This window comes from Tessaracoccus antarcticus, assembly GCF_003688855.1.
Taxonomy (GTDB): Bacteria; Actinomycetota; Actinomycetes; order Propionibacteriales; family Propionibacteriaceae; genus Arachnia; species Arachnia antarctica.
The window spans coordinates 323,112-344,953 of sequence record NZ_REFW01000003.1 but is presented as its reverse complement, the minus strand read 5'-3'; the positions used below and the strand labels follow the sequence as shown (position 1 = coordinate 344,953).

Genomic DNA, 21,842 nt, shown 5'->3' with positions numbered 1-21,842 from the left:
GATTAACTTATTGAAGTTAGCTTACTGTGGAACCGTCGTCCGATCGGGACGGCCGGGGTGATACCCCAGTCGATCGTTCAATGGAGAAGCGAATGACATCAATCCGCAGTGGTACGCGCCGTCGAGGCACAGGGATACTGGCCCTCGCCGCCACCGCAGCCATGCTGGTCTCCGGCGCCGTGGGCGCCGGTCTGTCCAGCACCACGGCCCAGGCTGCACCTCCGCCCGAGGGGGTCGTCAACATCGTCGACACGCATGCCTCTCCGGAGACCCGCTCCCTGTGGTCCTACCTCAACGACACCCGCGGCCAAGGCATCCTCTTCGGGCACCAGCACGACATCGACAACGGTCTGACCTTCTCGGAGCCCAACGGCACCAACTCCGACATCCACGCGGGCACGGGCGACTACCCAGCGGTGTTCGGCTGGGACACGTTGATCCTGGAGGGTCTCGAAGGTCCGGGCAAAGCCACCAACACGGACTCCCAGAACGTGACAGCCTTCGCCGACGGCCTGAAGCAGGCACACCGGTTGGGTGGAATCAGCACCATCAGCGCCCACATGCGGAACTTCGTCACGGGCGAGAATTTCAACGACAACCGGGGACGTGTGGTCAGCCACATCCTGCCGGGAGGCGACAAGAACGCCGAGTTCAACGAGTATCTTGACCTGATCGCAGACACCGCGAAGGCCGCAGTGGACGACAACGGGAAACTGATCCCGATCGTCTTCCGCCCCTTCCACGAGAACACCGGTTCATGGTTCTGGTGGGGTTCCTCGCAGACGACCCCGGGGGAGTACAAGGAACTGTTCCGCTACACAGTGGAGTACCTGCGCGACACCCAGGGGGTGTCCAACTTCTTGTACGCCTTCTCGCCGAATGGCAACTTCGGCGGGGACGCTGAGCGCTACCTGGCCACCTACCCCGGCGACCAGTGGGTCGACGTCATGGGCTATGACGCCTACGAGAACAGCAACGAGCCGGACAACTCCGACACCTGGATCAACAACGCCGTCACTGACCTCGCGATGCTGTCAGATCTCGCTGACGAGCATGGCAAGATCGCCACCTTCACCGAGTTTGGCCGCAACGGCGACCGCACCATCAAACCCACCGGTAACAAGAGCCTCACCTTCTACACGGACCTGTTGAAGGCCATCAAGGCCAATCCCAAGGCCAAGAGGATGGCCTACATGTTGACCTGGTCGGACTGGGGTCAAAACGAGTTCTACATCCCCTACCCCGCCTACGGCAACGTGCCCGAACACGAGATGTACCAGGACTTCCTCGCGTTCTACAACGACCCCTACACGGTTTTCGCCAGCAACATTCCCGCAGACGCGTTGACACGCGAGGCGGAGGCGGCCCCCGCGCAGGCCACCCTGCGGCTTGTGTCGCCGGCTGACGGTGTGCGCGTCACCGAGGCGCAGACCACAGTGCGGGCGAAGACCACGGTCGATGTGCCCACCAAGGTCTGGTTCACCGTCGGGGACGACGCCACAGAGCATGCACTCTCGCTCGACGCCGAGGGCTACTACTCCGCGCTGTGGAACATCGCTGCCGCGGACCTGTCCAACAAGACGGTGAGCATCACCGTCCACGCCACCTACACCGCAGGTGACGCGCGGGACGTGACGTCCTCGATCGTGCTGGGTGCAGCTCCTGAACTGCCCGTCGGTGTCATTGATGACTTTGAGGGCTACGGCGACGACGCCGCCCTGCAGGCGGCCTTCGCCTTCAACAATGTCCCGGCAACGTCGCTGACCCTCGGGGTCGGCGAGTCGGCCTCGAAGGGTGCAATTTTCTCTTACGACTTCTCGGCGCGTGACTACCAGGGCTTCGGCAAGGTACTCACCGGCGGAGGTCAGGACTGGTCGGCGTTCACCCGCATGAACATGTGGTTGGACCCCGATGGATCCAACCAGAAGTTGGTCCTCCAGATGAAGGCCGGCGGCAAGACCTTCGAGGCGTACCCCTCGTTGGCCGGCACGCAGTCGACTGACGTGTCCATCAGCTTCAGCGACTTCCGGCCACCACCGTGGGACACCCAGAACGCTGACGTCCGCGTGACGCCGGAGTTGCTGAAATCTGTCACCGAGTTCTACGTGTTCATGAACAAGACCGACAGCTATTCCACACCTGGCAGCATCGGGTTGGACAATCTTCGGGCAGTCGTCGACGGGCCCACGCCGTCGCCCACCCCATCCGCCACGGCGACGGCGACGAGCGGTCCCACGGCCACCGCCACCACCACCGTCACGGTGACGCCCAGGCCGCCCTCCGGCGGTGATGTGTACACGACGCCGGGGTATCACAGCGTGAATGGCCGCAAGTGGTTCACCACGTGTGAGTCGTATTCGATGACGTGGCGCTGCACCACGGAGATCTGGGCCACCCAGGTCACCAACGCCGGTGGGAAGTTCGTGAAGGCCACCGGTTGGTTCTTCAACAACCTGACGTACCTGCCGTCGGCGCGGGCCGCGTGGGCCAAGAACCCGTTGGGTCACACGGGTGAGTGGACCAGCTCGGAGGGTCGTCAGTGGCGCACCGAGTGCGACACCGCCGCCACGGGTCGCAACGGCTGCCGCAGCTACATCTGGGCAACAGTGGTTGAGTCCACGAGGGCATCCAGCGGGACCTGGCGCTACGCCATGGTCAACAAGTGGGTCTTCAACAACATCGTGCTGTTCGCCTGAAACCTTGGGCAACACTTGAAGGGGCGGGTCCGGCAGCAGCCGGGCCCGCCCCGTTGAGTGTGCCGCGGCTCAGGCGTCGATCGGCTGACGGTCGCGGACCATCGCGGACCATCGGCTCGGGTCGGCGGAGGTGCCGCGGACGTCGCAGCGTCGCACGTCCTCCACTGCCACCAGTTCAACGGCATGCCGCAGGTCGGGGGAGCGGTGACCCTCGGGTTGAGCGAAGACCACTTCGCAGTCGCGGAGGCTGACGTCCGACACGTGCTCCACGTGGAAGCCGCTGGTGGTGTGCGGGACGACGTCGTTCGCCAGGTTCGGGCGCAGGTCCCAGAAACCGCCGGGGCGACCGCTCCACCGGTCGATCTCCACCCGCACGCCGTCGAACACGAGACCGCTGATGCAGCCGGGGTCATCCGAGTGGACCACCACGCCCCCTTCGCTGCGGGCCAGGATGTTCCGGAAACGGATGTTGCGCACCGTGCCGCTGGCCGCCCTGAACGGGGCCACCGACACGTGGATGGGCTCGCCCTGACCCCACCAGACGCGGTCGAAGAACCGGGTTTCGACCACGATGTCGCTGAACAGGACGTTGCTGACGTCGGTGCCATCCACCATCTGGACGGTGATGCCGCGGTTGGTGCCGGAGATCACGCAGGAACTGAACACCACTTTGCGGATGGGTGACGCCGTCTCGGAGCCGATGCACAGGGCACTGGAGGTGCTGACGATCGTGCAGTTGGTCACCACCACGTCCTCGCAGTTGCCGTACCGGGTGGATTCCCGGCACGTCTTGAGGCAGATGCCGTCGTCGCCCGTCACGATGTCGCAGCCGCTGATGTTGACCCGCTGGCAGGAGTCGATGTCGATGCCGTCAGAGTTCGGCAGCAACGTGTCGTTGCGGATGCTGATGTCGTGGATCTGCACACCCCGGCAGCCGGAGGCCCGGACGGTCCAGTAGGCGCCGTCGCGGATGACCACGTCGCGGATGACGACGCGCTCGCAGTCGATGAGGTAGATCGTGTAGGGACGCACCTTCTCCATCTCATAGGAGTGGCCGTTGTCCTTGATGACGAAGTGCCGGCCGCCGCCGTCGATGGTGCCCCCACCCGTGATGGAGACGTTCTTCTCGCCCTTTGCGGTGATCAGCATGGTGCTGAGGTCGGTGTCCTGCCCCGGCAGTCCCGCCAGCCCCGAGGTCTGGCGCCGCAGCGTGTAGGCCTCGTCGTGGGGGCTGGCGGCCAGTGTCGCGCCCGACTCGATGTGGAGGTCGACGAAGGACCGCAGCAGGATGGTGCCGCTGAGGTAGGTCCTGCCGGCGGGGAGGGTCACCCGCCCGCCACCGTTGTCGGCGCAGGCGTCGATGGCGCGCTGAATGGCCGGTGCATCGTCGGTGACACCGTCTCCGGTGGCTCCGTAGTGCGTGATGTCGAAGATCATGACGCGTCGTCCTGGATGGTCAGCAGTCGTGGGGACGGTGCCGCCGGCCCGGGCGATAGGAACGGGGTGAGCATCCGGGTGTAGTGGGCGGCCACCACAGTGGCGCCCTCCTTGCCGTAGAGGGCGTAGTCGTCGTTGAGCGGAGCCTCGTCGATCGGGTACAGGTCGGGCTGCCAGTCCCACAGCATGAAGCCGCCGACCCAGGGGCGACGAGCGCAGGCGGTGAACATCTCGTCGAGCCAGGAGGCCTGGGCCTTCTCGCTCGGTGCTCCCTGCAGCGTCCAGTCGTTGGGACGCGCGGGCGAACCCTCCCGGCTGGGGCACCCGGTCTCCATGAACAGGAACGGCTTGCCATGGTGGCGCACCACCGCCTCGATGCGGTCGAGGTGTTCGTCCCAGGTGCCGGTGGGGTAGTACCCGCTGGAGGAGATGACGTCGACGGCGTCCCACCAGGTCACCCGACCCTCCTGGTACTTGTCGCAGTTGTAGGTGATCAGTCCGTCATAGACGGCGCGGACGTCGTCGATGAGGGAACGCCAGTGCGCATCCTGCGCATCGGCCCTCACCATCTCGCACCCGATGCAGAGCATCTCGGCGTCGAGTTCGGCCGCCAGGTGCGCGTGGTGGAGGATGAAGTCGCGGTAGCTGGCGAACCACTGCGACCATGTCGGCTCGCCGGGTACGTCCACGTCGAAGAAACCGATGTGGGCGCGCCAGGTGCCGTCGGCCACGTTGACCACAGGCTTGAGGCAGACCTTCAGCGCCAACGTGCGTGCCATGGCGGCGGCTGCGCGGATCTCGTCGTCAGTGACAGTCGGCTCATCGCGGAACGGGATTTCCGTGGACTGTGCGGTGGCCTGAACGGCGGCGAACGCCAGGGTAACCCAGTTCACGTTGAGTTCGGCCATCGCGGTCATCGACTGCCGGGCGGCCACGGTGTCCCAGGTGCCTCGTTCACCCACCCATCCCCACGTCATCCCACCCACGGGCGCGTCCCAGCCCTCTGCTCTGATGATTGGTGTTGTCATGGTGTGATTCCCTTCTCAGATGGTGTGACAAGGTGGTGCACCTCGTCTCATTTCACGATGTGTTGCGGGCAGGGCAGCCATCTCGTTCCCATGCGCGGGCGCGCCGATCACCGCGTCGATGCGGGTTTCTCGTCGTCCCCGGGCGCAAGCGGGGAGCAGTGGGTGGGTCAGTGAATGGCGTGAGCAGGGAGGCGCAGAACCCTCGACGATGTGGGTGAACGCAGTGCGCGCGTGGACGAGGCGCGGGGCGCCAGCTCGCTCTGCAGGACCAGTGCGGCGCCACCGATGGCAGCGGCCTCGGCTGCGTGCAGGGAGATGTCCACCTCGATGGGGTGCGTGGTTCGCGCGAAGAAGGAACGATCCAGCTGATCACGGATGGCGGGCACGTACAGTGACCCGGCCTGGGCGAACGCGGGACCCGTCAGCACGATCCTGTCGAGGTCCATGAGGTTGGCCAGCGCCTGGGCGGCCAGCGCCACGTAGCGGGCGGACCGGTGGAGGATCTCCTTGGCCCGGTCGTCGTCGGCGAGGGCGAGCCGTGTGAGGGCGGCGAAGTCCTTGTCGTGTCCGGTGCCGGGCAGGTCGACACCCGCTGCCCTGGCCTGCGCCACGACCACCTCGGGGCCGGCCAGTGCCTCCACGCAGCCGCGTCCGCCGCACCAACACTGGGGACCGTCAAGCTCGACGCAGATGTGGCCCACTTCTCCGGTGTTGCTGCTGGCGCCACGATAGAGATCGCCGCGGACCATGAGTCCCGAGCCCAGGCCCACCCCCATGTAGAGCGCAGCGAAGCAGGTGCTGCTGCCACGGGTCCCGGCCCAGTATTCGCCCACGGCAGCCGCGGTCGCGTCGTTCTCGAGCATGACGGGGAGGCCGGTGGCGCGCTGGAGGGCCTCCGCCAACGGGAAATCTGTCCAGGCGTTCATGGTGGGGCGAGTCAGCGCCATGCCGACCGAGCCCGTGAGCGGGCCCGGGGAGACCACCCCCAGCCCCACGATCAGATCCGGCTCCACGCCCACGGATTCGATGAGGGCGGTGAGGTCGAGGGAGATGCGCTCCACCACGCGGGAGGGATCCCCCGTCTCGGCACCGGTGTGGCGCCAACGGCCCACCACTGCGCCGCCGAGGTTCGAGAGTACGTATGTGATGCCCGACTGCTCAAGGTGCACGCCGATGGCGAAGCGCGCGTCAGGGTCCAGTTCCAGCAGCACGGCCGGCTTGCCCCCCGTCGACTCGGCGCGGCCGGCCTCCACCACCATGCCCTCGTCGATGAGCTTCCGGACCACGATGGACACCGTGGCGCCCGTCAGGCCAGTTCGACGGGCGAGGTCCACGCGGCTGATCCTGCCCGCACCCCTGATGACGTCGAGGAGTGCCGCCTGTGTGGACAGGTGCGAGACCCTTGGTCCTACGGCAGTGCTCATTTTTCCTCCAGAGTCCCGTGGGATCGCCACATGGTAACAGTTTGGCAACGGTCACTGAGTTGGGTGCGTCGCGCTCTTGACTTACTTTAGTCGATGATCTAAGAATGTTCCAGAGGGCAAATCGTCCGTGGTGGACGATGCATCCTTCCACAAGGCAGCCAACGACGGATGCCCCGCACACCGCATCACGACACATTCATATTCGCTGAGAGGAAACACAGATGTCCCACTCACCACGCATACGGCTCGCTGCCGTAGCTGCATCGGTCGCCCTGCTGGCCATGGCCGGCTGTTCAGGCGGAGACGCCACCCCGGAGCCCGGCTCTTCCACCACGGGCGCGGAGACCCCGTCGGGAGAGATTCTCGTCCTCACGAACCGCACCGACATCGTCGACACGACCTTCCAGGACTACAAGAAGACCTTCGAGGCGAAGTACCCCGACGTCAAGGTCAAGTTCGAGGCCCTCACCGACTACGAGGGCGAGGTGAAGACCCGCATGAACACCAAGGAGTACGGCGACGTCCTCCTCATCCCCAGCACGGTGCAGCAGGCGGACTACCCCGACTTCTTCGAGCCGCTCGGCACCACCGACGAGCTCGGGAAGACGTACCGCTTCATCAACGAGGCGGCCGTCGACGGCACCGTCTACGGCATCGCCACGTTCGGCAACGCCAATGGCATGGTCTACAACAAGGACGTCTTCAAGGCTGCGGGGATCACGGAGATGCCCAAGACCAGCGAGGAGTTCATGGCAGACCTCCAGGCCGTCAAGGACAAGACCGACGCCATCCCGTTGTACACCAACTACAAGGACGGCTGGCCTCTGGGTTGGCCCCAGAGCCTCATGGGCTCGGTGTCCGGCGATGCCGAAGCGCTCGTGAAGATGGCCGATGACAAGTCCCCCTGGGATGACGGCAAGGAGAAGGCCACCCTCGACTCCATGCTGTTCGACGTCGTCAAGGCGGGTCTCACCGAGCAGGATCCCACCACCACCAACTGGGAGAACTCCAAGAACCTGATCGGTACGGGCAAGATCGCGGTCATGCCGCTGGGCACGTGGGCGCTGGCACAGATGCAGGAAGCGGCCACGAAGGCGGGCGCGGATCCGAAGTCGATCGGTTACATGCCTCCCCCCGTCCAGGTGGATGGCACGTTCGTCTCGCCCATCGGGGGGGACTTCAAGATGGCCATCAACATCAACTCCGAGCACAAGGCTGCGGCCAGGGCGTGGATCGACTGGATGGGCAACGAGTCGGGCTACAGCGACGAGGTCGGGGGACTCTCCCCGCTCATCGATCACCCGGCTCCGACGGCGCTGAAGGAGTTCGAGGCCACTGGGGTCAAGTACCTCGAGATGACGCCGGCACCCAAGCTGTCCACGGTGGACAACAAGGCCGAGATCGGCCTCAGCAGCCCCGACTACTACCGGGAGCTCGTTGACGCCGCCCGCGGCGCCTCCGGCAAGTCCAAGGAGGACATCTTCAAGTCCCTCAACGAGAAGTGGGGCGCAGCCGTCGAATCCGTCGGCTGAGCAGGACCTGCGGTGGTACGGGCCCCATCCGGGCCCGTGCCACCCATGGTGGGGCCCCTTAACCACTGCGAGCCTGCAGGGGCGCGCACGGCAAGGAGCCCACAGATGTCACATGGCGCGGGTCAACGCGATGACCCCCGCCCCGGGGGCGACGGCGGCAGTGACGCCATCGTTGCCACCCCCACACATTCCACCTCGGTCAGCGCAAAGACGTGGCGACCGTGCGACCTCATCAAAGGAGTGAATGATGAGCAGTGATACCGCAACCGGTGAAGAAATAGTCCTGTCCACAGCTGATCGACCGGCGCCACGCCCACGGAAGCGGCGATCGGCCACGTCCACCGCCCCAGCGCGCGGATGGCCAGTGACCCCATGGATCTTCCTGCTCGTCCCGCTGGCGTTGTTGATCACCTTCGGCTACGTCCCGGTCGCCAACATGTTCTGGTACTCGGTGACCGACTGGAACGGCGTCAGCAAGGTGAAGAATTTTGTCGGGATGGACAACTACGTCGAGTTCTTCACACGGCCGGAGTTGTTCGGTGTGTTCCGCGTCAGCCTGTACTACCTGGCTGCCTCGATCATCCAGATGTCGTTGGCGTTGTACTTCGCCACCATCTTGTCCTTCAGCACCAGGTTCAAGAACCTGTTCAAGGGAATTCTTTTCTTCCCCTACCTGATCAACGGCGTCGCCATTTCATTCATCTTCCTGTTCTTCTTCCAGCCGGCAGGAACGCTCGACAGCGTGTTGGGACTCCTCGGTATCTCGCAGGATTCCCTCCCGTTGTGGCTCGGTGACCCCGCCATCATCAACTTCTCCCTGGCCGGAACGTCCGTGTGGCGCTACACAGGTCTGAACTTCGTCCTGTTCCTCGGTGCAATCCAGTCCATTCCCGGGCAGATCTATGAGGCCGCCGACCTGGACGGTGCCAGCCGCTGGAACCAGTTCCGCTACATCATTGCGCCCAGCATCAAACCCATCATCAGCCTCTCGTTCATCCTGGCGGTGTCCGGAAGCCTCTCGGTGTTCGAGATCCCCTTCATCATGACCGACGGCGCCAACGGTTCGGCGACCTTCGTCATCCAGACGGTCAAGACGGCCTTCAACAACAACAAGGTGGGTCTCGCCTCGGCCATGGCAGTCGTGCTGCTGGTCATCGTGCTCGTGGTGACGTGGATCCAGCGAATGCTGGTCCCTGACGAAAAGGTGGATATCGCATGACACGGGTCCTGGTTGTCATCGGCAAGTACGCCTCCCTGGTGCTCGCCTGCCTCTTCACGCTCGTCCCGCTGGTCGTGCTGCTCTTCACAGGGCTCAAGAGCACCGCTGAATATGCCACCAGCGGAGTCCTCGACCCGCCCAAGAACCCGACGTTGGCCAACTTTGTGCGGGCATTCACCGAAGCCAAGATGGCCAGCGCCTTCCTCAACACCACCATCATCCTCGCGGTGTCCGTGGTCGGCACCATTCTGCTGGGAACCATGGCCGCCTATGCACTGGACCGGTTCGAGTTCCGCTTCAAGAAGACGGTGTTCCTGCTGTTCCTCCTGGCCACGCTCATTCCCGGCGTCACCACCCAGGTGGCGACATTCCAGGTGGTCAACGCCTTCGGCCTCTACAACACGCGACTGGCGCCCATCATCCTGTTCATGGGTACCGACATCATCTCGATCTACATCTTCATCCAGTTCATGCGGTCCATCCCGGTGTCACTGGACGAGGCCGCCACCGTCGACGGGGCCAACCACTGGACGATCTACTCGAAAATAATCCTGCCGCTTCTCACACCTGCCATCGCCACCGTCGTCATCATCAAGGGCATCGGCATCTACAACGAGTTCTACATCCCGTTCCTGTACATGCCCTCGCGTGATCTTGGCGTGATTTCCACGTCGCTGCAGCGCTTCAAAGGTCCCATGGGAACCCAGTGGGAAGTGCTGTCCGCCGGAGCGTTGATCGTCATCATTCCGACCCTCATTGTCTTCCTGGCGCTGCAGAAGTACATCTACAACGGCCTGTCGGCCGGCGCCGTCAAATAACACACCTCGTCATCATTCCAAGGAGCAATCCATCATGAAGCGTCTCTCCCTCCACGACGGTTGGACCCTGAGCGCCACCGGCGGCCCCGTCCCGGAGTCCGTCGCAGCCGGCCCAGTGCCCGCACACGTCCCGGGCACCGCCCACACGGACCTGCTGACCGCGGGTCTCATCAGCGATCCCTACCTCGACGCCAACGAGACGGATCTGGTGTGGGCGCACCGGGCGTCGTGGAGCTACACGACGAATGTGCGCATCGCGCCGCCAGCGGAGGGAGAACGCGTTGACCTCGTCTGCGAGGGTCTGGACACCATCGCCGAGATCACGCTCGGGGACACGGTGGTGGGCAGCACCCGGAACCAGCACCGCACCCACCGCTTCAACATCACGGAGGCGGCGTCGGCGCTCGGGGGAGAAGCGTCGCCGTTGACCGTGGCGTTCCGCTCGGCCCTGGAGGCGGCGGAGGAGGAGGCGGCGCGGATCGGTGGCCGTCCCGGAGCCTACGACCACCCCGTGAACATGGTGCGCAAGATGGCGTGCAGCTTCGGCTGGGACTGGGGGCCCGACCTGCAGACAGCCGGCATCTGGCGTCCCATCGGCCTCGAGCGCTGGAGGACTGCCCGCATCCGGGCAGTCCGCCCGCTCGTCACCATCGATGGCGACGGCACCGCCCACGTGGCCGTACATGTCGACGTCGAACGCTCAGGCCTCGAGGAGGCATCCGACGTGGCGGTGACAACCCGGCTCGGGGACACCGAGGTGACCGGGGTCGTCATCGCGGCGGAGACGTCGATGGTTCTCGAGATTGCCGTGGAGGATCCCCAGCTGTGGTGGCCCAGGGGCTACGGTGCTCAGCCGTTGCACGACCTGACCGTGGAGCTGGGCGCAGCGGGGGAGCTGGACTCCTGGCATCGTCGCATAGGGCTCCGCACGGTCGCGTTGGACACCTCCGACGACGAGGTGGGAACGGCATTCACCATCGTCATCAATGGCGTGCCCGTGTTCGTAAAGGGTGCGAACTGGATACCCGACGACCACCTCCTGACGCGCATCACCCGCGACCGTCTGGCCCGCCGTATCGACCAGGCGGCCGGCGCCAACCTCAACCTTCTGCGGGTATGGGGCGGCGGCATCTACGAGAGCGAGGACTTCTACGAGCTGTGCGACGAGCGCGGACTGCTGGTGTGGCAGGACTTCCTGCTGGCGTGCTTCGCCTATCCGGAGGAGGAACCCCACCGCAGCGAGTTCGAGGCCGAGGCGCGTGAACACGTCACCCGCCTGACCGCTCACCCCTCGCTGGTGCTGTGGAATGGCGGCAACGAGAACATCTGGGGCCATGAGGACTGGGGCTGGAAGGAACCGCTGGAGGGGCGCACGTGGGGAAGTCACTACTACTACGACCTCTTCCCCGGGATCGTCTCCGAGCTGGCACCCACAACGCCCTATTCCGCTGGGAGCCCCTTCTCGCCGGGCAGGACGCCCGAGGAGGTGCACCCCAACGACCCGGACCACGGCACACACCACCAGTGGGAGGTGTGGAACCGCATCGACTACACGCGGTACCGCGACGACATCCCCCGCTTCTGCTCCGAGTTCGGGTTTCAGGGACCGGCGACGTGGGCAACGATCGAACGCGCCATCCGCAATCCCGACGGTTCGCTCCCATCGAAGGAGGACGACGTCTGGCTCGTCCACCAGAAGGCCGAGGACGGCAACGGCAAGCTCGACAGGGGACTGGCTCCCCACATCGGCGTCCCCGAGGACTTCACGGACTGGCACTGGGCCACGCAGCTGAACCAGGCCCGCGCAGTGGCACATGCCATTACGCACTACCGGTCGTGGTGGCCGCGCTCAGCCGGTTCCATCGTCTGGCAGCTCAACGACTGCTGGCCCGTGACCTCCTGGGCCGCCGTGGACGGCGACGAGCGACCGAAGCCTCTGTGGTGGTCGCTGCGTGCCGCCTACGCCGACCGACTCCTCACGGTCCAGCCCCGTGGCGAGGGTGAGGATCGGCGCGACGTGCTCGCCGTGGTCAACGACACCGGCGAGACATGGAGAGGCACCGTTGCAGCACGACGTGAACGCCTGGACGGGGGTGTCCTGGCCTCGGCGGAACTGTCGGTGAACGTGGCGCCACGCTCGGTCACACTCGTGGACATCCCCGACAACCTGCGACTGCCCGACGACCCGGCCGAGGAGACCCTCGTGGCGGAACTCGACGGGGAACGCACGGTGCACTGCTTCGTGGAGGACATCCACCTCCACCTGGATCCCTCACCGCTCGAGGTGAAGGTGGAGGCCGTCGACGGGGGGTACCTCGTCCATGTTCGCGCCCGATCGCTCGCGAAGGACGTGGCCGTCTTCGCGGATCGCCTGGACGCGCGCGCTGAAGTGGATGACTGCCTCGTGACGATCCCCGCCGGGTCCACGGCCACCATTCGTGTGCGCACGGACGTGCCGGGACTCGAGGAACACCTCGCCTCCAGCCCCGTCCTGCGCACCGCCAACGACCTGTCCGGCACACGGGCCAACACCTTTGAAGGACACACTGCATGACCCACCTCACCCTGCACGACGGCTGGACGCTCACCCTGGCAGGGGACCTCGTCCCGGCCGGCCTGGATGCTCCGGTGCCCGCAACCGTTCCCGGCGTTGTCCACACCGACCTCATGGCTGCGGGCCTCATCCCCGACCCCTACCTCGGCACGAATGAGGAGTCCGTGCAGTGGATCGCCGAGGCGGACGCCACTTACCGCACGGTCTTCGACTGGGTCGACACCGGCGACGACAGGGTTGACCTCGTGGCCGAGGGACTCGACACCGTTGCCACCATCACCCTGAACGGGACGGAGGTTGCGAGGACCCGCAACCAGCACCGGTCCTACCGCTTCGACGTCCGGGCTCTCCTCAAGCCGACGGGGAACCAGTTGGAGATTGGCTTCGACGCACCACTGCGGGCCGCCCGGGAGGCGCAGGAGCGCATGGGCGCCAAGCCGCTGGTCGGCGAGGCCCTGCCCTACAACGCGCTACGCAAGATGGCCTGCAACTTCGGTTGGGACTGGGGGCCGACACTCACCACCTCGGGCATCTGGCGTCCCATCGGCCTGCACGCCTGGTCCAGCGCTCGGATCGCCGGGGTGGTTCCCCGTGTCCTCGTGGACGGTGCGGGTGATGGCATCCTCGACGTTCACGTCGAGGTGGAACATGCAACCGGCTCGGGTCTGCACCTTGCCCTGCGTGTCCTTGCACCCGACGGGGCCGTCGTGGCAAGCGGGGACCCCGTCGCCCTGGAGGGCGGGTCCGTGGCGCTGCACGCCGCCGTCGCCCAGCCGGAGCTGTGGTGGCCCCGCGGGCACGGCGAGCAGCCCCTGTACCGCACGGAGGTGCGCCTCCTGGACGATGGGCGCGAGATCGACTCATGGCACCGGGACGTGGGGTTCCGCACCGTCGAACTGCGGATGGAAGCCGACCGGTTCGGCACCGGCTTCGAGTTCCGCATCAACGGGGAAGCCGTCTGGGTGCGGGGGGCGAACTGGATCCCCGCCGACTGCTTCCCGTCCCGCCTCACACGAGACGACTACGCCCGCGGTGTCAGTGACGTCGTCGACGGCGGCATGAACATGATCCGCGTGTGGGGCGGGGGGCTCTTCGAGAGCGACGACCTGTACGACGCCTGCGACCGAGAAGGCATCCTGGTGTGGCAGGATTTCCTGTTTGCCTGCGCCATGTACTCCGAGGAGCCAGAGCTGTGGGACGAGGTGGAGGCGGAGGCACGTGAGAACGTGGCACGTCTGGCATCGCATCCGTCGCTGGTGGTGTGGAACGGCAGCAACGAAAACATCGAGGGCTACCACAACTGGGGTTTCAAGGAACGTCTGGAACCCGGCGAGGCCTGGGGGCGTGGCTACTACGAGGACTTGTTGCCGCGCGTGCTGGCGGAGGTGGACCCCACTCGCCCCTATATCCCCTCAAGCCCCTGGAACCCGACCAACGACGCCCTGCCCACCGATCCGGACCACGGGCCTGTCCACAGCTGGAAGGTGTGGTTCACGAAGGACTACCTCACGTACCGCGACGCCATCCCGCGTTTCGTGGCCGAATTCGGGTTCCAGGCACCCGCAGCGTTCTCCACCCTCGTCCCGGCCGTTCAGGACGAGGTGCTGGCACCGGAGGCGCCGGGGATGGCCGTGCACCAGAAGTCCATCGACGGCAACCACAAGCTGAGCCTGGGCTGGACGGGCCATCTGCCGGAACCCGCCACCTTCGACGACTGGTACTTCACCACGCAGCTCGCGCAGGTGCGGGCCATCACTACCGGTGTGTCGCACTGGCGCTCGCACGCGCCCCGCAATTCGGGCTACATCATCTGGCAGCTCAACGACTGCTGGCCCGCCATCAGCTGGGCGCTGGTCGACCACCTCGGGAAGCGCAAGCCCCTGTGGTTTGCGCTGCGCAGACTCAACGCTCCGCGTGTTCTCCTGCTGCAGCCGCGCGGTGACCGGGTCGCGCTGATCGTCAGCAACGACACCGACGCCTCATGGGAGGAATCGATCACGGTGCGCCGGTTGTCGGTCGACGGCTCCGAACTCGCGGTACACACCGTCGACATCAACCTTGACCGCCGCTGCAGCGCCACCATCGAACTCGCGGAATCCGTCACCCGGCCGGGTGACCCCACTCGGGAGTTCGTCGTGGCTGGTGGCACGGACGGTTCAGTGGACCGCGCGTGGTGGTGGTTCGCGGAGGACGTGGACACCCACTTCCCTGCACCGCTGCTCCGCAGTGAGGTGTCGCGAACCGGAGACGGGTATGTCGTCACCGTCACCGCCGACACGCTCGTGAAAGAGGTGGCGTTGTTCCCCGACCGGCTGAGCCCCGACGCGGTCGTGGATGACCTGTTGGTGACCCTGTTGCCGGGTGAGAGCCACACCTTCCGCGTCACCACCACCGCAGACCTTGACGCCATCGCGCTGGTGCAGGCACCCGTGTTGCGGAGCACCAGTGAGCTGTGCGCCAACAGCCGCCCACAGGAGAACCAGTGAACATCCTCGAATCGCTTGTACAACCCGATGGCGTCGTCCTCAAGACATCGACCGGCCAGCTGAAAGTCCAGGCCGTGGGGGAGCGGGTGATGCGAGTGGTGCTCACGGGGAAGGAGGAGTTCCCGGAGGACGACAGCCTCATGCTGGTGGCTGACCTCGTCCGCACAGCACCGCAGCTCACCCAGACCGACGGCGTCGTCACGCTCTCGACGTCAAGGTTGCAGTTGCACATTGACAAGGTCGGCGGCGCCTTCACCTGGAGGGACGCCGACGGTGGCCTCCTCGTGCGGGAACCGCGCGACGGTGCTGCCACGAAGGAACTCAGCGTCGTCGACGTCCTGCACACGGTGCTGGATGATGACGCCGAGATCACGACGGTGCGGGGCGCGGACGGGGAGCGCTCGGTTGTGAGGGGAACCCACACGGTCGTCGACCGGCAGGCGTACGCCACCAAGGTGCGGCTGGAGTTCTCCGACGGTGAGGTCATCCATGGGCTGGGCCAGCATGAGGACGGCGTCTTCAACCACCGCGGGCACCACCAGTACCTCTACCAGCAGAACATGAAGATCGTGGCGCCCATGCTGGTCTCCAGCCGTGGCTGGGGGATGCTGTGGGACAGCCAGTCGCTGATGGCGTTCCACGACGACCAGCACGGCACCCACATGTGGACCGCAGTCGACGACGCGCTGGACTTCCTCATGATTGTGGGTCCCGAAATCGACGACATCGTGGGCGAGGTCCGACGCCTCACTGGGCAGGCGCCCATGCTGCCCCGCTGGGCAATGGGCTACGTCCAGTCGAAGGACAGATACAGCTCGTCCGAGGAACTGCTGGAGGTGACCCGCGAGTTCCGCCGCCGCAACCTACCGCTGGACTGCATCGTGCAGGACTGGCAGACCTGGCCGGAGGGGCAGTGGGGACAGAAGTGTTTCGACGAGGACCGCTACCCGGACCCCGCCGCACTCGTGGGTGAGCTCCACGATCTGGATGTGAAGCTGATGGTGTCCATCTGGCCCAACATGCACGGTGACGGGGAGAACCGGCGCGACTTCGACGAGCACCATCAACTCCTCGGGGACGGCTCCACGTACGACGCCTTCAACCCGGAGGCCCGGCGTCGCTACTGGGAGCAGACCCGGGACGGCTACGCGCAGTTCGGCGTCGACGCCTACTGGGCCGACTGCACTGAACCCTTCGAGGCGGACTGGAAGGGCGCCGTCGAACCCGAGCCGTGGCAGCGCCTCGAGATCAACACCCGGGAGCTCAACCGCTACATCGACCCGGAGCAGATGAACGCCTACTCACTGCTGCATTCACGGGGACTCTACGAGGGGCATCGCGCCGATGTGCCCGACAAGCGTGCCCTGCTGCTGACACGCTCCGGCTTCGTGGGGCAGCAGCGCTACTCCGCCATCACATGGTCGGGTGACCACTCCGCCACGTGGCTGACACTGCGTCGCCAGATCGCCGACGGACTCAACCTGTGCATCACTGGCACGCCCTACTGGACATTCGACATCGGGGCCTACTTCGTCACCCCTGCACCCAATCCGCTGTGGTTCTGGCGTGGGCACTTCCCCGAGGGGGTCGATGACCTCGGCTACCGGGAGCTGTACGTCCGCTGGTTGCAGATGGGTGCCTTCATCCCGCTGTTCCGGTCCCACGGTCGGTGCACACCGCGGGAGCCGTGGCGTTTCGGGGACGTGGGCGACATCTGGTACGACACGATCGCCGCCTTTCTGAGACTTCGGACGCGACTTCTGCCCTACCTCTACTCGCTGACGGGATGGACCACGCAGCGTGGCTACACCCCGATGCGCGCGCTGGTGTTCGACTTCCGTCATGACCCCGTGGCGCTGGGCGTGGACGACCAGTTCATGCTGGGCCCCGCACTGCTCGTGTGCCCCGTCACCCACCCCATCCACCACGGGCCCGGCTCGGAGCCGCTCGTCGATGCCCCCGCGAGCCGATCCGTGTACCTGCCCGCCGGTGCCGACTGGTACGACTTCTGGACCGGCGAACGGCACGTCGGCGGACAGCGGATCCAGGCTGAGGCACCGCTGGAGAGGATCCCGCTGTTCGTCCGTTCCGGCACGGTGCTGCCGCTGGGCCCGGAGACGAGCCACATGGAGGAGGACCCGCACGGCGCGCTGGAGGTGCGCGTCTACCCGGGGGCGGACGGTTCCTTCGACCTGTACGAGGACGACGGCGACGGCTACGCCTACGAGCGGGGCGAGTTCGCCACCACGACCCTGGCCTGGGACGACGCCACCTCCACGCTACGGGTTGCGCAACGGGAGGGCACCTTTCCCGGGCAGGCCCCCACGCGCAGGATCAGCGTCGTCCGGGTGGGCGAGGGCGTCGGGGTGGGTGGCGGTGTCGCCGAGGCCGCTGGCACCCTCCACTGGCGGGGAGACTGCATGGAGATGCAGGCGCCGGTACGGGCAACGGACCCCCCACCGGCGAGCCGTCGATAAGGTGTCGGGTGTGATGTCCACCTCCGCCGCCGTCGGCCTTGTCCTGGCGCGTCCCCCACGTCTGCTGGGGCACGAGCCCTTCTTCGGCGAGCTCATCGCCGGTATCGAGGAGATCCTTGGCGCGGAGGACCAATCACTCCTGCTGCACGTCGTGCCCGACCACGCGGCGGAGATCGCCGCCTACCACCGGTGGACGGCCGGGAACATGGTGGACGCCGTGGTGGTGGTGAACATGATCGAGAACGATCCCCGCATCGCCGTCCTGCAGGAATTGGGCATGCCCGCCGTCGTGGTGGGTGGTCCGAGCACCGGCATGCCGTTCACCAACATCTGGATCGACGACGCGCAGGGGATGCGCGACGCCGTGGCCTACCTCGCGGGCCTCGGACACAGGACGCTTGCCCGCGTGAGCGGCCCCCATGTGCTGGCGCACACCAGAGCGCGCAGCGACGCCTTCTCTGAAGAGTGCAGGAGCAGGTCTCTTGAGGGCACCATCCTCGAGGGCGACTACACCGAGGAGAAGGGACGGCACGCAGCACGCTCGCTGCTGGGCCGCCCCGACGCGCCCACGGCCATCATCTTCGACAACGACATCATGGCCCTGGCGGCGCTGTCCGTTGCGGGGGAGATGGGTGTCCGGGTCCCGGAGCAGTTGTCGCTCCTGGCCTGGGATGACTCGGCCATGTGCCGCCTCGCCAACCCCGCCCTGTCCGCCATGGTCATCGACGTCCACGGCATGGGCCAGTTGGTGGGGACCTGCGTCCTCAACACTTTGGCAGGGGGGCCGGTCCGGGCCCATGCGGCACCGCTGCCCCGTCTCACGGCACGCGGCTCCACGGGGAGCCCCATCCTCGAATCCTCCGCGCCTGCATCAGCGAACGACCCGACCCCAGAGGTGACGCCGTGATCGCCGGAAGCACTGACCACCGCGCAGCCCAGCGCGCCGACCTGCTCCGCTTCGCCCAGGGTTCAGCCTGCCAGGGCGGATTCGGCTACCTCGACGACGCCGGCAGACTGGACCCGTCCGAGCCGATGCCGCTGTACGTGGCATGCCGGATGACGCACGTCTTCAGCTTGGGCTTGCTCGCAGGCGAACCCCCCGCCGAGGGCGGACCGGACCGCACTGAGCTGGCGCGGTTGGCGCAGCACGGTGTCCAAGCACTTTCGCAGGGGCCGCTGCACGATGCCCGCTCCGGTGGCTGGTTCGCCGCCATGGAGCCCGGTGGCAGTCCGGAGGGCGCCAAGGCGGCCTACGCGCATGCCTTTGTGGTGCTGGCAGCCACCAGTGCCCTGGCCGCGGGAGTGCCCGGCGCGCAGCTTCTGCTGGACATGGCCCTGGACGTGATGGAGTCGCACTTCTGGGACGAGGAAACAGGCACCGTCGTGGAGCAGTGGGACAGCGCGTGGACAACGCTGGACGACTATCGGGGCGTCAACGCCAACATGCACACGGTCGAGGCCTTCCTGGCGGCCGGTGACGTGACGGGTGACTCCACGTGGCACACGCGGGCCGGCCGGATCGCCGAGCGCGTCGTCGCGCTGGCCCGAGGGAACCAGTGGCGGATCCCGGAGCACTTCACTGCAGACTGGAGGTCCCTGCTGGATTACAACCGCGAGATGCCCGCGGACGCATTCCGGCCCTTCGGTGCCACTGTGGGCCACGGCATGGAGTGGGCGCGACTCCTCATCGCCGTCGACGAGACACTGGGGGAGGACGCGCCGGAAGGGCTCGTCGAGGCGGCCGTCGCGCTCAACGACAGGGCCATCGCCGACGGTTGGGCAGCCGACGGGGAAGACGGCTTCATCTACACCACAGACTGGGACGGCACCCCCGTGGTGCGCGCCCGGATGCACTGGGTGGTGGCGGAGGCCATCTGCACCGCCACGGTCCTGCACCGCCTCACCGGCGAACAGCGCTACGCCACTGACCTGCAGCGATGGTGGGACTACGCCGACACCTTCCTCATCGATCACGCCCTGGGCTCCTGGCACCACGAGCTGGACCCGGAGAACAGGCCCGCATCCGGGACCTGGTCAGGCAAGCCGGATGTCTACCACGCCTACCAGGCGGCACTCATGGCCGACGTGCCCACCACCCCGTCGTTCGCGACAGCTCTGGCGGCGGGCCGAGAACAACCGACGTCATGACGGCGCACACCCGCACGGGGCAACGCTGACGCATCTCGATTCCTCGGCGGCGGTCCCTGTGCGCCGTCCCGGGCCGTGATCACGATGTGATGCGGTTTGTGGGATCACGGTGTGTCAGTGGCGCCGGAACACTGGTCGGTATGGACGTTGTTGGGGATCTCGGCTCACCCGGTCGTCGCCCGGGCCCGGCTGGACGGAGCGGTCTCGGCGGAGCGGGCCCGATCTTCCGCACCATCTTGTCCCAACCGGATAGGAACCTGGTCCTGGCGCAGTGGGACAAAGCCCGAGACGAGCTCGCCGCCCGCTACCCGACGGCCCCAGCCTTGATGGATGCCGCGAAAGCTGAGGTGGCGATGCAGACGTCGCATACGCTGGGCCTGTACCCGCCGACCCCAGCAATCGCCACCCAGAATTACCCTGCACTGTCCGTGGTCATGGGTGGAGCACCGTGAGCGGAATCAAAATCATGATGGAGGTTCAGCAATTCGACACAGTACTCGCAGGGGCTGGAAGTATGAGCGACCCTCGCTTTGTGAGCTCGACCCCACGTTTCGCGTCACGGTGGTGAGGCCAGCCCCTCATCGTGGCGACCACGGTCTTCGGGGTGAGGAATGTTCACGCTGATCGCTCTTCTCGCCGTTGTCGCTTCCGTTGCAACGGGTTCCCTCGTACTGGCGCGAGGGCGTCGTAGTCGCGACAGCGCTCAGGACTTTGTCCGCACCGGCATCCACACCCAGGCTCGGGTGCTTGAGTTGCGCGACCACGAGTGGGATCTGGCTCGACGCGGATCGCTGACCGACCAACGAGCATGGTTTCCCTACGTCGAGTTCAACCTGCCAGATGGACGATCCATCCGCGGCGAATCCATGACTGGTGCCCGTCCTGCCCCTGCCCGGGTGGGTGAGTTGGTGTCGGTGGTGTACGACCCGGCGTCTCCGGAGCGGTTGATGGTTATGCAGGGTCTTGCCAAGCCAGGGATCGCCGGCGCCTTCAGTGGGGTGCTGGGCTTCTTCATGGTCGGGTTCGGCATCGTCATCTTCGGATTCTGGGTGCTACTCAAGCTCGTCCTGAAAGTTCCCTTCTGAGACAAGCTTTTGTGCCGGTGGGGCCACGTGCCTGTCGAATGGGGTGCTGCTGTGTCCGCATCACCATCGCCTCGTGGAGCCGGATCCCGGTGTGTCGGAGCGGGTGCAGTGGCAGATCCTCATGGATCCGGACACGGGCCTGCCCTGGTTCACGCCGCCGCGCCAGGTCGACCCGGAGCGCAGGCCACGGTTGCATCACCGTTTCGTGCGTGGGGGGACGAGTCAGCCGACACCGACCCGCGTCCGGGAGTGCGCCACGCCGGCTGACCTCCAGTCCTCAGCGAAGTGGCACGGCTGACGTCGTGGCCAGGCACGTGAACCTGTGCAAGCACGCTCGACGGATCCCACCCGTTTTCGTGGCCCGTCCGCGACCCCGCTACCATCGATGGAGTAGTGGAAGGCAGGTCGGCGTGACGTTCTTCGTAATCATCGGAGTCATCGGACTCCTGACCGTCCTGCTGTCGATCCTTCTCGGAGACATCCTCGAGGGCATCTTCAACCTCGACGCGCTCGGCGGTGACCTGTTCTCCATCGCTGGCCTCGCTGCCTTTTTGGGGGCCTTTGGTTTCGGTGGGGTGATCTCACTGGCCGTCGTCGACGTCACTTGGGTTGCCGTCGCCGTCGGCATTGTGGCTGGCATCGCCGCCGCCTCGGGAGCCACCGCGCTCACCCGGTGGCTGAAGCGCAGTGAGTCCACCTCCACCTTCAGCTCGCACTCCATGGTGGGGTCCACCGCGAGGGTGATCACCGATATTCCCGCCGGAGGTTTCGGAGAGGTGCGCATCCTCGGGGCAGGCCAGTCGCGCAAGCGCGCCGCCCGCAGCGCCCTCCCCATCCTGGCGGGCACCGAGGTGTGGGTCTCCGGCATCGTGTCGCCCACGGCCGTCGAGGTCACACCCACCCATGCATTGCCCGAGTCCCCCGAGGACCTCTGAATC

The 21,842-nt window shown here is 66.1% G+C and carries 15 protein-coding genes; 12 read left to right on the top strand and 3 right to left on the bottom strand.

What is annotated here, in order from left to right:
* The first annotated feature begins 92 nt into the window (after positions 1–92).
* Positions 93–2,696: a glycosyl hydrolase gene (locus EAX62_RS12825; protein WP_158600673.1), complete on the top strand. Its 2,604-nt coding sequence runs from the start codon at positions 93–95 to the stop codon at positions 2,694–2,696.
* A 69-nt stretch (positions 2,697–2,765) separates the two neighbouring features.
* On the opposite strand, the gene EAX62_RS12820 is transcribed toward EAX62_RS12825, so the two are convergent.
* The 3 genes from EAX62_RS12820 to EAX62_RS12810 all read right to left on the bottom strand — a co-directional run bounded on the left by EAX62_RS12820 (position 2,766) and on the right by EAX62_RS12810 (position 6,585).
* Positions 2,766–4,133 carry a glycoside hydrolase family 28 protein gene (locus tag EAX62_RS12820; RefSeq protein WP_121902091.1) on the bottom strand — a complete coding sequence of 456 codons (1,368 nt, stop codon included), beginning with the start codon at positions 4,131–4,133 and terminating at the stop codon, positions 2,766–2,768.
* Entirely contained in the window at positions 4,130–5,161 is a 1,032-nt protein-coding gene (locus EAX62_RS12815; RefSeq protein ID WP_199711281.1) for a glycoside hydrolase family 113, read from the bottom strand. Before EAX62_RS12815 ends, EAX62_RS12820 begins: the two co-directional genes overlap by 4 nt.
* Before the next feature lie 167 nt (positions 5,162–5,328).
* On the bottom strand, positions 5,329–6,585 hold the full coding sequence (locus EAX62_RS12810) for an ROK family transcriptional regulator (protein WP_121902090.1): 1,257 nt from the start codon (positions 6,583–6,585) through the stop codon (positions 5,329–5,331).
* Between the two features lie 221 nt (positions 6,586–6,806).
* Here EAX62_RS12810 and EAX62_RS12805 point away from each other — a divergent pair, with 221 nt between their 5' ends.
* The 11 genes from EAX62_RS12805 to EAX62_RS12750 all read left to right on the top strand — a co-directional run bounded on the left by EAX62_RS12805 (position 6,807) and on the right by EAX62_RS12750 (position 21,839).
* Complete coding sequence (locus tag EAX62_RS12805) at positions 6,807–8,117, top strand: ABC transporter substrate-binding protein (protein ID WP_121902089.1); 1,311 nt, start codon at positions 6,807–6,809, stop codon at positions 8,115–8,117.
* Positions 8,118–8,481: 364 nt separating this feature from the next.
* Entirely contained in the window at positions 8,482–9,336 is an 855-nt protein-coding gene (locus EAX62_RS12800; RefSeq protein ID WP_233557941.1) for a carbohydrate ABC transporter permease, read from the top strand.
* Positions 9,333–10,154 (top strand): carbohydrate ABC transporter permease, encoded by an 822-nt coding sequence (locus EAX62_RS12795; protein ID WP_121902087.1) that lies wholly within the window; start codon positions 9,333–9,335, stop codon positions 10,152–10,154. Before EAX62_RS12800 ends, EAX62_RS12795 begins: the two co-directional genes overlap by 4 nt.
* A 34-nt stretch (positions 10,155–10,188) precedes the next feature.
* Positions 10,189–12,708 carry a glycoside hydrolase family 2 protein gene (locus tag EAX62_RS12790; RefSeq protein ID WP_121902086.1) on the top strand — a complete coding sequence of 840 codons (2,520 nt, stop codon included), beginning with the start codon at positions 10,189–10,191 and terminating at the stop codon, positions 12,706–12,708.
* Positions 12,705–15,194 (top strand): glycoside hydrolase family 2 protein, encoded by a 2,490-nt coding sequence (locus tag EAX62_RS12785; protein ID WP_121902085.1) that lies wholly within the window; start codon positions 12,705–12,707, stop codon positions 15,192–15,194. Before EAX62_RS12790 ends, EAX62_RS12785 begins: the two co-directional genes overlap by 4 nt.
* A complete protein-coding gene (locus EAX62_RS12780; RefSeq protein WP_199711280.1) occupies positions 15,191–17,671 on the top strand; it encodes a glycoside hydrolase family 31 protein in 2,481 nt (826 codons plus the stop codon). Before EAX62_RS12785 ends, EAX62_RS12780 begins: the two co-directional genes overlap by 4 nt.
* Before the next feature lie 13 nt (positions 17,672–17,684).
* On the top strand, positions 17,685–18,578 hold the full coding sequence (locus EAX62_RS12775; RefSeq protein ID WP_121902175.1) for a LacI family DNA-binding transcriptional regulator: 894 nt from the start codon (positions 17,685–17,687) through the stop codon (positions 18,576–18,578).
* Positions 18,575–19,819, top strand: coding sequence for an AGE family epimerase/isomerase (locus tag EAX62_RS12770; RefSeq protein WP_233557940.1), 1,245 nt, complete (start codon positions 18,575–18,577; stop codon positions 19,817–19,819). Before EAX62_RS12775 ends, EAX62_RS12770 begins: the two co-directional genes overlap by 4 nt.
* A gap of 611 nt (positions 19,820–20,430) precedes the next feature.
* On the top strand, positions 20,431–20,904 hold the full coding sequence (locus EAX62_RS12760; protein ID WP_121902083.1) for a DUF3592 domain-containing protein: 474 nt from the start codon (positions 20,431–20,433) through the stop codon (positions 20,902–20,904).
* Positions 20,905–20,977: 73 nt separating this feature from the next.
* The gene (locus tag EAX62_RS12755; RefSeq protein ID WP_147454104.1) at positions 20,978–21,202 is read left to right on the top strand and encodes a hypothetical protein; all 225 of its coding nucleotides are present in this window, start codon (positions 20,978–20,980) and stop codon (positions 21,200–21,202) included.
* A gap of 112 nt (positions 21,203–21,314) precedes the next feature.
* A complete protein-coding gene (locus tag EAX62_RS12750; protein WP_121902081.1) occupies positions 21,315–21,839 on the top strand; it encodes an NfeD family protein in 525 nt (174 codons plus the stop codon).
* Positions 21,840–21,842: the final 3 nt, after the last annotated feature.